The sequence below is a fragment of the Streptomyces kanamyceticus genome (assembly GCF_008704495.1).
Taxonomy (GTDB): domain Bacteria; phylum Actinomycetota; class Actinomycetes; order Streptomycetales; family Streptomycetaceae; genus Streptomyces; species Streptomyces kanamyceticus.
In genome coordinates this window covers 3,099,195-3,110,995 of the sequence record NZ_CP023699.1, presented here as the reverse complement: position 1 = coordinate 3,110,995, position 11,801 = coordinate 3,099,195, and the positions used below count along the sequence as shown (strand labels likewise).

Sequence of the window (11,801 nt, the reverse complement as noted above, 5' to 3'; positions counted from 1 at the left end):
CGGGCGGCGTGTCCACGCGCCGCCCGCATCGTGAGACAGGACCCCCATGGACGGCGAAAGCGTGGCAAGCTGCCTCCGTGCTCTCGTTCGCCATGATTATTGGCAGCAGGCGCGCCGGTCCGCAGTGACCGCCTCGTACCACCATGTACGGGCGGACACCGTCGTCCTCGACCCGCGCGCAAACCTCTCGTACCCGCGAGGGGTTTTTTCGTTTCCCGGCCCAACTGCAGCCGGACGCGGAGCGCGCGGGATCATTGAGGGCGGTGGAGCCGGTCCTTCCGGTAGACCGAGATCCAACACAGGAGCCAGATCAGCATGACGGAAACCAGCACACCCGACGATTCCTTCCACGTCTTCGACACGACGCTGCGCGACGGCGCGCAGCGCGAAGGCATCAACCTCACCGTCGCGGACAAGCTGACCATCGCCCGGCATCTGGACGACTTCGGCGTGGGCTTCATCGAGGGCGGCTGGCCCGGCGCCAACCCGCGCGACACCGAGTTCTTCGCGCGGGCGCAGCAGGAGATCACCTTCCGGCACGCCCAGCTCGTCGCCTTCGGCGCCACCCGCCGCGCGAACGCCAAGGCCGCCGAGGACCCCCAGGTCAACGCCCTTCTCGCGTCCGGCGCCCCCGTCATCACCCTCGTCGCCAAGTCCCACGACCGGCACGTCGAACTGGCCCTGCGCACCACCCTGGAGGAGAACCTGGAGATGGTCCGCGACACCGTCTCCTACCTGGTCGCCGAGGGCCGTCGCGTCTTCGTCGACTGCGAGCACTTCTTCGACGGCTACCGCGCCAACCCCGAGTACGCCAAGGCCGTCGTGCGCGCCGCGTCCGACGCGGGCGCCGACGTCGTCGTCCTGTGCGACACCAACGGCGGCATGCTGCCCGCGCAGGTCCAGGCCACCGTCTCCACCGTCGCCGCCGACACCGGCGCCCGGCTCGGCATCCACGCCCAGGACGACACGGGATGCGCCGTCGCCAACACTCTGGCCGCCGTCGACGCGGGCGCCACCCACGTGCAGTGCACCGCCAACGGCTACGGCGAGCGGGTCGGCAACGCCAACCTCTTCCCCGTCGTCGCCGCCCTGGAGCTCAAGTACGGCAAGCAGGTCCTGCCCGACGGCGCGCTGCGCGAGATGACCCGCGTCTCGCACGCCATCGCCGAGGTCGTGAACCTCACCCCCTCCACGCACCAGCCCTACGTCGGCGTCTCCGCCTTCGCCCACAAGGCCGGACTCCACGCCTCCGCGATCAAGGTCGACCCGGACCTCTACCAGCACATCGACCCGGACCTGGTCGGCAACCGCATCCGCATGCTCGTCTCCGACATGGCGGGCCGCGCCTCCATCGAGCTCAAGGGCAAGGAGCTCGGCGTCGACCTCGGCGACGACCGCGAGCTGGTCGGCCGCGTGGTGGAGCGGGTCAAGGAACGCGAGCTCCAGGGCTACACCTACGAGGCCGCCGACGCCTCCTTCGAGCTCCTGCTCCGCGAGGAGGCCGAGGGCAGGGCCCGCCGCTACTTCCGCGTCGAGTCCTGGCGGGCCATTGTCGAGGACCGCCCCGACGGCACGCACGCCAACGAGGCCACCGTGAAGCTGTGGGCCAAGGGCGAGCGCATCGTCGCCACTGCCGAGGGCAACGGCCCGGTCAACGCCCTGGACCGGGCGCTGCGCGTCGGGCTGGAGCGCATCTACCCGCAGCTCGCCAAGCTGGAGCTCGTCGACTACAAGGTCCGCATCCTGGAGGGCAAGCACGGCACGTCCTCCACCACGCGCGTGCTGATCTCCACCTCCGACGGCGTCGGCGAGTGGTCGACGGTCGGCGTCGCGGAGAACGTCATCGCCGCCTCGTGGGGCGCGCTGGAGGACGCGTACACCTTCGGTCTGCTGCGGGCCGGAGTCGAACCGGTGGAGTAGCCCTACCGGGTACGTCGTCGCGGGCCCGTCTGGGTTACGTTCGAAGCATGAGGAATCGGACGAAGCGGATCACCATCGTTCTGACGGGGCTGCTGCTCGCCCTGGGCGCCGTGTCGTTCACGGCACCCGGGGCCCTGGCGGCGTCCAGCACCTCGGTGGTGACCGACGCCTGGGAGAAGAGTCCGGTGTACGTCGACCCGGAGGCGTCCGACCAGCTGTCGGCAGCCCAGGCCGACGCCCTCGCCGAGAAGATCAAGAAGGCGGACAAGCCGGTCTTCGTCGCGGTCCTGCCGAAGAGCTTCCCGCGGCCCGAGCTCTTCCAGAAGCTGCGCACCGAGACGGGCGTGACCGGCGTGTACGCGGTACGCCTCGGCAACGCCTTCGACGCCAAGGCCGACCACTCCGTCCTGACGAAGAACGCCGTCGGCAACCTCGTCTCCCTGGTCCAGGGCGAGGACGCGAACACGCAGCTCAACCGCTTCGTCGACCAGGCACTCGTACAGGCGAAGGGCCAGGCGCCGCAGTCCTGGGGCGGGGGCGGCGGCTCGGACGACGGCGTTCCGGTGGGCGCCCTGATCGGCGTCGGCGCGGTCGTCGTGGCAGGCGGCGCGGGCGCGTACGCGGTGGTCAGGCGCAACAGGCGGCGCCGCGAGGAGGAGCAGCGCGAGGCGCTGCGCAAGCTGGCGGTCGTGGTCGACGAGGACATCACCGCCTTCGGCGAGGAGCTCGACAGGCTCGACTTCCACCCGGCGGAGGCGGGCGCCGACGACGCGATGCGCGCCGACTACGAACGGGCCCTCGACGCCTACGAGAAGGCGAAGTCGTTCATGGCGGCGGCGACGCGCCCCGAAGAGGTGCGGGGCGTCACCCAGGCCCTGGAGGACGGCCGCTTCTCGCTCGCGCTGCTCGCCGCCCGCAGGGAGGGCAAGGAGCTGCCGGAGCGGCGCGCCCCCTGCTTCTTCGACCCGCGGCACGGCCCCTCCGTCCAGGACGCGCACTGGACACCGGCCGGCGGCGCCGAGCGCGAGGTCCCGGTCTGCGCGGCCGACGCGGCCCGCCTGGCCGACGGGCAGGACCCGATGGTGCGCACGGTGACCGACGAGTCCGGCGGCCGGCGGCCCTACTGGGAGGCGGGCCCGGCGTACGGCCCGTGGGCGGGCGGCTACTTCGGCGGCGGCATCCTGCCGGGCCTCCTGGTCGGCACGATGCTCGGCGGCATGATGGCGAGCCCGGCCTACGCGGCCGACTACGGCTCCGGCTACGGGGACTTCGGCGGCGGCTACGACGGCGGCGACTTCTCCGGGGCGGACTTCGACCCGGGCGACTTCGGGGGCGGGGACTTCGGTGGCGGTGGGGACTTCGGCGGCGGTGGGGACTTCGGAGGCGGCGGCTTCTGAGCGGGGCGCCCCGTAAGGGGCGCGGGGAACGGCGCGCCCAGCCCCCACGAACCCGCGGCTGCGAACCGACCCTTCAGTCACCCTGGGGCGCAGGCGCAGGCGCAGGCGCAGGCGCAGGCACCGGACCTGACACCCGCCCCCCACGGGGCACTGCCCCGGTCCCGGCGGCGGGGCCAGTCACCGCCCACCGCCCCGAGTGCCCAGGCGGCAACGCCAAGTCCCTGCGCACAGCCGCGTAATACCCTTCGCGGGCGCCCCGCTGACGCTCCAGCAGATCGGCCCACGCCCCCGGATCCCGCCGATCCGCCCGCAGGAAACGCTCCATCTCGATCACGGCGACGACCCACGTCCGCGCCTTGTCCACCACGTCGGGCGCCCCGAGCAGCAGCAGCGCCTCACCCGCGGGGTCGCGCGCGTCGGCGGCCTCCGTGAAGTCCCGTTCCGCGGCCTCGGGGGAGAGGGGATGGGGATGCGGGTCGTTGCCGAGATGGGCGGCGACCCGGTAGGTCAGCGTGACGGACTGCTTGAGGACTCGGGCGTACTCGGTGTAGACGGCGAGTCTGCGCTCCTCCCAGCGGGCCTCCTGCTCGCGCCGGAAGCGGGCCCGGTCGCCGCGCATGATCGCCACGTACGAACCGAGCGCACCGATGATCACGCCTATGAGGGCGGGGAGTTGCTGCATGAACTCGGACACGACGGAACCGTAGCGCGGCCGTCGTGGGTACGTTCGGGAGATGACTTCAGTGATCCTTCTGCTCTCCGGAAGCATGCGCTCGGGCTCGTCGAACGAACTCGTCCTGCGCACCGCGCGCGCGGCGGCGCCCGAGGGGATACGCGCCGTGCTGTACGAGGGGCTCGGCTCGCTGCCCCACTTCAACCCCGACGACGACGGGGACCCGCTGCCCGCCCCGGTGGCCGAGCTGCGCGCGGCGATCGACGGGGCGGCGGCCGTCCTGGTCTGCACCCCGGAGTACGCGGGCACGCTCCCCGGCTCTTTCAAGAACCTGCTCGACTGGACGGTCGGCGGCACGGAGATCGGCGACAAGCCCGTCGCCTGGGTGAACGCCGCGGCGCCCGGCCGGGGCGAGGGCGCGACGGCCACGCTCCGCAGCGTGCTCGGCTACACCGGCGCGGCGGTCGTGGAGGAGGCGTGCGTACGCCTCCAGGTGGACCGGGGGTCCCTCGACGAGGACGGTCTCATCGGGGACCCCGCGGTCCGCGAACAGCTGGCGAAGTCGCTCGCCCTGCTCATTCGCCGCCCTTGACGTCCTTGATCGCGGAGATGTCGAAGTTCAGCTTGATCTTGTCGGAGACCAGCACTCCGCCGGTCTCCAGGGCGGCGTTCCAGGTCAGGCCCCACGCGGAGCGCAGGATCTCCGCCTTGCCCTCGAAGCCCACGCGCTCGTTGCCGAACGGGTCCTTGGCCAGGCCGTTGAACTCCAGGTCGATGCTGAGCGGCTTGGTGGTGCCGAGGATCGTCAGGTCACCGGTGATGCGGTAGTCGTCGCCACCCAGGGACTCCGCGGCGGTGGAGCGGAACGTCATCTGCGGGAACTCGTCGGTCTTGAAGAAGTCCGCGCTCTTCAGGTGCCCGTCGCGGTCCGCGTTGCCGGTGTCGATGCTGTCCATGGTGACGTCGATGGAGGCCGTGGACCGGGACGGGTCCGCGCCGTCCAGGCTCAGCGTGCCGGAGGCGTCGCGGAAGGAGCCCTTGACGTTGGTGACCATGGCGTGCCGGGCGACGAAGCCGATCGTGCTGTGCGCGGGGTCGATCGTGTAGGTGCCGGTCAGCGCGGCGAGATCGGCGCTCGCGGGGGCCGGTGCGGCGGCCGTCGCGGTGGTGGTGTCCGTGTCGTTCTTGCGGTTGAAGAGACCCATGACGTGCTCCTTGGGGGACGGGCTCCGGTGCGGAGCATCTGTTGAATGTTCAACGAGATTGAATGTAGCGCGATTCGGTTCAATATTCAACCTATGTCGGAAAGTGTCCTGTCGATCACTTAACGCGACTGACGTCCAGTGTCTCCATGTCCTGAGGATTCCGCGCGACGTGTGCGAGCCACTCGCGGGCGACGGAGGCGGCGGGCTGGGTAGTGACCGCGCGGGCGTGGTGCCGCATGGGGCCACGGTGGCGCCAAATTCGCCCCGCGCCGAGGTGTCCATGCTCCCGGGGTGGAGATTCGTCGGCTGGTGCCACGCGGATGGCGTCCCTGACCTGCGAAAACACCCTCTTCGGCACCTCGTGGCGCCAAATCCCCCGCCACGGCTACTTGCAATGGCATCATCGTGGCGCCATGATGGTGCCATGAACCTCACGCAGTACGTCGATCAGCTCAGGCAGGAGCTCGCGGTGGCCGCCGAAGCAGGCGGTGACGACGCCCGCGCCCTCGCCGAGCGCCTCACCGCACCGCTGGAGTCGGCGGCCCGGCTCACCCTGCTGAACGCGCTCTCCGCCGCCGCCGAAGAGATCACCGGCGAGCTCGTGCCGGGCTCGGTCGACCTGCGGCTGCGCGGACTCGACCCCGAGTTCGTGGTGACGCTGCCGCCCGCGGCGGAGGCGTTCGACGCCCAGGCCGAGTACGAGGCGCTCATGGCGCCGCCCCCGGCCCCGGCGCCGCCGCCCCCGCCGGCCGCCCCCGACGCCGGGGACGACGGCGGCACCGCGCGCATCAACCTCCGTCTGCCCGCCCACGTCAAGTCCCGCGTCGAGGAGGCCGCGAACCGCGAAGGGCTCTCGGTCAACGCCTGGCTGGTCCGCGCCGTCTCCGGCGCCCTGGACCAGCCCGAAGGCGGCCGGGCGGCGCGGGGCGCGGGGCGCCGTGACGCCCACCAGAACTTCGGGAGCGGCTTCACCGGCTGGGTGCGGTAGGCCCGCCCCCCGGGCGCGCGACCTCACGGCTTCCGCCGTGCGACCTCACCGCCACCCGGCACGCGAACCCACCGCCACCCGGCACGCGAACCCACCGCTTCCGGCGCACGCCTCACCGCTTCCGGCGCACGACTTCACTTCTCACCGAGCCAACAGGACGGGACAGCCATGCCTACTTTCGACACCCCCAAGCCCATCTCCGCCTCCGTCGAGTTCTACGTCGGAACCCTCCGGATCGTGGCGGAGGACCGCGCCGACACCGTCGTCGACGTCCGCCCCACCGAGGCCTCCAGTGACCTGGACGTCAAGGCGGCCGGGCGCGTCCGCGTCGAGTTCGCCAACGGCAAGCTGCTGGTCAAGGGCCCCAAGGAGCACTCGCTTTTCAGCAGGACGAGCCCGTCGGTCGACGTGGAGATCCTGCTGCCCGCCGGATCCGAACTGCGGGCCGCGACCGCCATGGCGGGCCTCGCCGCCCACGGCAGCCTCGGCGACTGCTCGTACAAGACGGGCGCCGGTGACATCCAGGTCGAGCAGGCGGGCGCGCTGGACCTGAACACCGGCTACGGCGAGGTGTCCGTGGGCCGCGCGACGGGCTCGGTCGAGGTCTCCACGTCCTCCGGCGAGGTGCGCGTCGGCGAGATCGCGGGGACCGCGGGGATCAAGAACTCCAACGGCCCGACCAAGATCGGCGAGGTCGCCGGTGACCTCACGGTGCGGGCCTCCAACGGCAGCGTCACCGTCGACCACGCGGGCGCCGACGTCACCATCAAGACCGCCAACGGACCCGTAACGGTAGGGGAGTTGGTGCGCGGCTCCGCCGTGCTGGAGAGCGCCGCCGGCAAGATCGAGATCGGTGTCCGCGAGGGCACGGCCACCTGGCTCGACGTGCGGACCAAGGCGGGCACCGTACGCCAGTCCCTGGAGGAGTCGGGGGCGCCGGGCGAGTCCACGGACGCGCTCAAGGTGCGGGCCCGCACCTCGTTGGGCGACATCGTGATCCACCGCGCCTGACGCCGCCCCCGCCCCAGCGCCGCCCCACCCCCCGTACCTCCCCCCTCCGCCCCTCTGCTGCCGCCCAGGCAGCCGCCCGGGATCAGTTTCGAACTGGTGTCCGGTGTCGAGGCTGCCCACACCCGAAAAGGAACGGACATGGCAACGCCTCATCCCGCGCGACCGGCGGCCATCACCGCCACCGGTCTGCGCAAGTCCTTCGGTGAGAAGACCGTCCTCGACGGCATCGATCTGCACGTCCCGCAGGGCACGATCTTCTCCCTGCTCGGCCCCAACGGCGCGGGCAAGACCACCGCCGTGCAGATCCTGTCGACGCTCATCACCCCCGACGCGGGCGACGTGCGCATCGCGGGCCACGACCTGCGCCGCGAGCCCGACGCGGTGCGTGCCGCGATCGGCGTCACCGGCCAGTTCTCCGCCGTCGACAACCTCCTGACCGGCGAGGAGAACCTGATGCTCATGGCCGACCTGTACGGCTTCGGGCGCCGCGGGAGCAGGCAGGTCGCCGCCGACCTCGTCGAGAGGTTCGACCTCGTCGACGCGGCGCGGAAGCCTGCCTCGACCTACTCGGGCGGCATGCGGCGCCGCCTCGACATCGCGATGACCCTCGTGGGCAGCCCCCGCATCATCTTCCTCGACGAGCCGACCACCGGCCTCGACCCACGCAGCAGGCACGGCATGTGGGAGATCGTCCGCGAGCTCGTCGCCGACGGCGTCACCATCTTCCTGACCACGCAGTACCTCGACGAGGCCGATCAACTCGCCGACCGCATCGCGGTCCTGAGCGGCGGCAAGCTGGCCGCCCAGGGCACCCCCGCCGAACTCAAGCGGCTCGTCCCCGGCGGCCACGTCCAGCTGCGCTTCGCCGACCTCGAAGGGCTGGAGAAGGCCGCGCGGTTGCTCGGCGTCGGCACCCGCGACGACGAGGCCATGACCCTCCAGGTCCCCAGCGACGGCAGCCTGAAGTCCGTCAAGGCGGTGCTCGACTGGGTCGACGCCGCCGAGATCGAGGTCGAGGGACTCGGCATCGACACCCCCGACCTCGACGACGTCTTCTTCGCCGTGACCGGCCGCCCCGACCACCAGGAAGTGACGACCCGATGAGTACTGTCACCAGCACCCCTGCCGCCGTGCGCACCCGGGGCCCCGCCCCCGCCCCCACCTCCGCGCTGCGGAACTCGATGACGATGCTGCGCCGCAACCTCATGCACGCGCGGCGCTACCCGGCGATGACGATCAGCCTGGTGAGCATGCCGATCGCCATGCTGCTGCTCTTCAACTACGTCTTCGGCGGCACGATGTCGGCGGGCATCGGCGACGCGTCATCCGGCGAGTACATCGACTACCTGGTCCCCGGCATCCTGCTGATGGCCGTCGGCTCCGGCGTCCTGCCCACCACGGTCGGCGTCTGCACCGACATGACCGAGGGCATCGTCGCCCGTTTCCGTACGATGCCGATCAACGGGGCGTCGGTCCTGACGGGCCGCGCAGTCGGCGCGGTCGTCCAGACGCTGCTCAGCATCGTCCTGCTCCTCGGTGTCGCCTTCCTGGTGGGCTTCAGGTCCGGCGCCGAACCGCTCGAATGGGTCGCGGCGGCCGGGCTCCTCACGCTGATGTGCGCCGCCCTCACCTGGCTCGCTGTCGCGCTCGGCCAGCTGGTCCAGGCTCCGGAGGCGGCCAGCAGCGTCGCCCTGCCCTTCTCCTTCCTGCTGCCCTTCCTCAGCAGCGCGTTCGTGCCGCTCGACTCGATGCCGGGGTGGCTGAGCCTCTTCGCGGAGTGGCAGCCGTACACCGCCTTCATCGAGACCCTGCGCGGGCTGCTGCTCGGCAGCGAGATCGGCAAGTTCGGTCCGTTGGCGGTGGGTTGGGGCGTGGCCATCACGCTGCTCGGCTTCTTGTGGTCGCGTTCGCTCTTCCGTCGCGACGCGACGCGATAGCTCCGCGCTTGGACGGGATCGGTTGTCGGGGCGCTGCGGGCCCGCTGTGGCTGGGCGCGCGGTTCCCCGCGCCCCTTACGGGGCCCGGACCAATCTCTGTCAGAGGTATAGACAGCGCTTTCTATCTGTTGATAGGCCCCTGTCGCATGACGCCCACCCGTCGCACATTTCTCGCCGCAACCGCTTTCGGTACGGCCGGAGCCGCCGCCATGTTGAACCTCCCTTCCCAGGTGTACGCCGCCGAAGCGGACGACGAGTTCGAGACCCTGCGCAAGCGCTGGCTGGAGATATCCCTCGGTACCGGCTACGACCCCACCGCCGAGCCGTACGCCGCCCGTCTGAAGGAGATCGGCGAACTCGCGCGCGGCTTCCGGGCGTCGATGGCTCCCGCCGCCAACTCCCTGTGGCCCACCGCCCCGTTCGACCCGCCGGCAGGCATCACCCTCAGCTACAGCAGGCTGTGGACGATGACCCAGGCGTACGTGTACGAGGGGACGGGGTCCACCGGGGACGCCGGACTGCTCGACGGCATCCTGCGCGGGCTCGACCACGTGGGCGCCACCGTCTACAACGCGTCCACCACCCGCTACGGCAACTGGTGGGAGTGGCAGATCGGCAGCCCGCGCCTCCTGATGGACATCGTGGCCGCGCTGTACGACGAGCTCACCGAGGAACGGCGCGAGGCCGCCTTCGCCGCCGTCGACCACTTCGTCCCCGACTCCGCGATCGGCGACTACACCGGCACGTCGACCGGCGCCAACCGCGTGGACCTGTGCCGCTCCGTCGCCCTGCGCGGCGTCCTCGGCCGGAACCCGGCCAAGGTCGCCCTCGCCCGCGACGCGCTCTCGCCGGTCTTCCCGTACGTCACCAAGGGCGACGGCCTCTACGCGGACGGCTCGTTCATCCAGCACACCTGGGTCGCCTACTCCGGGACGTACGGCCAGGTCATGCTCGATGGACTCGGGCGGCTGTTCGCCCTGCTCGCCGGGTCGACGTGGGAGGTCGAGGACCCCGAGAAGCAGATCATCCTGGACAGCGTGGAGCACGCCTATGCCCCCCTCGTCCTGGACGGCCTCGCCATGGACAGCGTCAACGGCCGTGCCGTCAGCCGCGGTTACCTCAAGGGCGACGACCGCAAGATCATGCGCAGCGACCACTTCCACGGGCAGGGCCTGATCGCCGCCATGGCCATGCTCGCGGGCGGCGCGAGCCCCGCGGAGCGCACCCGCTGGCACGCGCGGATCAAGGGCTGGATCGAGCGGGACACCGTCACCCCGATCCTGGCCGCCCGGCAGCTCGGCGTCGCCGACCTCGCCCGCCTGCACGCGGTGGCGGACTCCGCCGTGCGGGCCGCGCCCGAGCCGGTCGGGCACCGGCTCTTCGCCGCCATGGACCGTGCCGTGCACCGCCGCCCCGGTTTCGCCGCGAGCCTCTCGCTGGCCTCGGAGCGGATCTCGTACTACGAGTGCGGCAACGGCGAGAACCCGCGCGGCTGGCACACGGGCGCCGGAATGCTCTCCTGGTGGCCCGCGGGAAAGCCGTCGGACCAGTTCACCGACTGGTTCTGGCCGACCGTCGACCCCTACCGGCTGCCCGGCACGACCGTGTCCACCAAGCGGCTCGCCGACGGGGCGGGCGGCGAGTGGGGCGCGGCCAGGCCCGCGGTGAGCTGGGTCGGCGGGGCCACGGACGGCGAGTTCGCCGCGGTCGGCCAGCACCTCAAGGGCCTCGGCTCGACCCTTCAGGCCCGCAAGTCGTGGTTCTGTGTGGCCGACGCCGTGATCTGCCTCGGGGCGGGGATCACCGCGACCGACGGCGTCCCCGTCGAGACGGTCGTCGACAACCGCAACCTGGGCGAGGCGGGCACCGCGGCCCTCACCCTCGACGACCGCCGAGAACCGCGCTGGGCCCATCTCGAAGGGCACGGCGGCTGGGTCTTCCCCGGCGGCACCGGGGCCCTGAAGACCCTCCGCGAGGAGCGCACCGGAGCCTGGTCCGACATCAACTCCACCAGCTCCACGGAGCGCCGCACCCGCCGCTGGCAGACGCTCTGGCTCGACCACGGCACCGACCCCGAGGACGCCGCGTACGTCTACGTGCTCATGCCGGGAGCCTCGCGCCGCACCCTCGCGGCCCGCTCCCGCGACCGGGGCTGGTTGTCGGTCCTCACCAATTCGGCCACGGTCCAGGCAGTGGCCGTCGACTCGCTCGGCCTGACCGCGGCCAACTTCTGGCAGGCGGGACGGGCCGGGAAGATCGCCGTCTCCCGGCCCGCGAGCGTGCTGGTCCGCCGCCGGGGGAGAAGCGCTACGGTTCATGTGAGCGAGCCTCCGCGCACCGGAGAACCCCTCGAATTCACCTGGAACCGGCCAGGACTCCGGGTCGTCGGCAAGGATCCTTCGGTGGAGGTGCTCGGCACGGGCGGGGCCTTGCGGCTGCGGATCGCGCCGGGGACCGCGTGCGCGAGTCACCGGTGTGAGGTGTCTCTCATCTGACCCGGGTCCCCGGAAGGATCGCTTCCGGAGGGATCTTTTGTGGAATCCCTACAGCTGGCGGGGGGCTGAACAGTCACTTCTTCAGTAACCCCGCCCTCTTCTGTTCGGGGCTGCCAGGAAAACGGCCCGGAGACTGTACAGAGTCGACGGTCCGTTTCCATGGCGCTGCTCCGTA

General features: G+C 71.5%; 10 protein-coding genes. 8 read left to right on the top strand and 2 right to left on the bottom strand.

All coding sequences use genetic code 11. From position 1 onward, the window contains the following. Positions 1-315 precede the first annotated feature (315 nt). Together cimA and CP970_RS12455 are read left to right on the top strand one after the other, a co-directional pair. Positions 316-1,920: a citramalate synthase gene (cimA, locus tag CP970_RS12460; RefSeq protein WP_055556927.1), complete on the top strand. Its 1,605-nt coding sequence runs from the start codon at positions 316-318 to the stop codon at positions 1,918-1,920. Positions 1,921-1,967: 47 nt separating this feature from the next. Further along, positions 1,968-3,317 carry a hypothetical protein gene (locus CP970_RS12455; RefSeq protein ID WP_055556925.1) on the top strand — a complete coding sequence of 450 codons (1,350 nt, stop codon included), beginning with the start codon at positions 1,968-1,970 and terminating at the stop codon, positions 3,315-3,317. A gap of 73 nt (positions 3,318-3,390) precedes the next feature. On the opposite strand, the gene CP970_RS12450 is transcribed toward CP970_RS12455, so the two are convergent. Then, on the bottom strand, positions 3,391-4,011 hold the full coding sequence (locus tag CP970_RS12450; RefSeq protein ID WP_055557155.1) for a hypothetical protein: 621 nt from the start codon (positions 4,009-4,011) through the stop codon (positions 3,391-3,393). A gap of 40 nt (positions 4,012-4,051) precedes the next feature. On the opposite strand from CP970_RS12450, the gene CP970_RS12445 reads away from it, so the two are divergent. Continuing rightward, positions 4,052-4,582, top strand: a complete 531-nt coding sequence (locus CP970_RS12445) for an NADPH-dependent FMN reductase (protein ID WP_055557153.1) — start codon at positions 4,052-4,054, stop codon at positions 4,580-4,582. On the opposite strand, the gene CP970_RS12440 is transcribed toward CP970_RS12445, so the two are convergent. Then, entirely contained in the window at positions 4,566-5,195 is a 630-nt protein-coding gene (locus CP970_RS12440; protein WP_055557151.1) for a YceI family protein, read from the bottom strand. The genes CP970_RS12445 and CP970_RS12440 overlap by 17 nt on opposite strands. 424 nt (positions 5,196-5,619) lie before the next feature. Between CP970_RS12440 and CP970_RS12435 the strand changes: the two genes are divergently transcribed. The 5 genes from CP970_RS12435 to CP970_RS12415 all read left to right on the top strand — a co-directional run bounded on the left by CP970_RS12435 (position 5,620) and on the right by CP970_RS12415 (position 11,626). After that, complete coding sequence (locus CP970_RS12435) at positions 5,620-6,183, top strand: hypothetical protein (RefSeq protein WP_150493292.1); 564 nt, start codon at positions 5,620-5,622, stop codon at positions 6,181-6,183. Positions 6,184-6,351: 168 nt separating this feature from the next. Next, positions 6,352-7,194 carry a DUF4097 family beta strand repeat-containing protein gene (locus CP970_RS12430; RefSeq protein WP_150493290.1) on the top strand — a complete coding sequence of 281 codons (843 nt, stop codon included), beginning with the start codon at positions 6,352-6,354 and terminating at the stop codon, positions 7,192-7,194. A gap of 138 nt (positions 7,195-7,332) precedes the next feature. Next, the gene (locus CP970_RS12425) at positions 7,333-8,298 is read left to right on the top strand and encodes an ATP-binding cassette domain-containing protein (RefSeq protein WP_150493288.1); all 966 of its coding nucleotides are present in this window, start codon (positions 7,333-7,335) and stop codon (positions 8,296-8,298) included. Beyond that, a complete protein-coding gene (locus CP970_RS12420) occupies positions 8,295-9,131 on the top strand; it encodes an ABC transporter permease (RefSeq protein WP_079043382.1) in 837 nt (278 codons plus the stop codon). The genes CP970_RS12425 and CP970_RS12420 overlap by 4 nt, the downstream gene beginning before the upstream one ends. Positions 9,132-9,277: 146 nt before the next feature. After that, the gene (locus CP970_RS12415; protein WP_055545920.1) at positions 9,278-11,626 is read left to right on the top strand and encodes a polysaccharide lyase 8 family protein; all 2,349 of its coding nucleotides are present in this window, start codon (positions 9,278-9,280) and stop codon (positions 11,624-11,626) included. The last annotated feature ends 175 nt before the right edge of the window (positions 11,627-11,801 follow it).

Excerpts from the sequence above, each read along its gene's own strand:
- cimA (WP_055556927.1), top strand. The coding sequence starts at position 316 with ATGACGGAAACCAGCACACCCGACGATTCCTTCCACGTCTTCGACACG.
- CP970_RS12455 (WP_055556925.1), top strand. The coding sequence starts at position 1,968 with ATGAGGAATCGGACGAAGCGGATCACCATCGTTCTGACGGGGCTGCTG.
- CP970_RS12445 (WP_055557153.1), top strand. The coding sequence starts at position 4,052 with ATGACTTCAGTGATCCTTCTGCTCTCCGGAAGCATGCGCTCGGGCTCG.
- CP970_RS12440 (WP_055557151.1), bottom strand. The coding sequence starts at position 5,195 with ATGGGTCTCTTCAACCGCAAGAACGACACGGACACCACCACCGCGACG.
- CP970_RS12435 (WP_150493292.1), top strand. The coding sequence starts at position 5,620 with ATGAACCTCACGCAGTACGTCGATCAGCTCAGGCAGGAGCTCGCGGTG.
- CP970_RS12430 (WP_150493290.1), top strand. The coding sequence starts at position 6,352 with ATGCCTACTTTCGACACCCCCAAGCCCATCTCCGCCTCCGTCGAGTTC.
- CP970_RS12425 (WP_150493288.1), top strand. The coding sequence starts at position 7,333 with ATGGCAACGCCTCATCCCGCGCGACCGGCGGCCATCACCGCCACCGGT.
- CP970_RS12420 (WP_079043382.1), top strand. The coding sequence starts at position 8,295 with ATGAGTACTGTCACCAGCACCCCTGCCGCCGTGCGCACCCGGGGCCCC.
- CP970_RS12415 (WP_055545920.1), top strand. The coding sequence starts at position 9,278 with ATGACGCCCACCCGTCGCACATTTCTCGCCGCAACCGCTTTCGGTACG.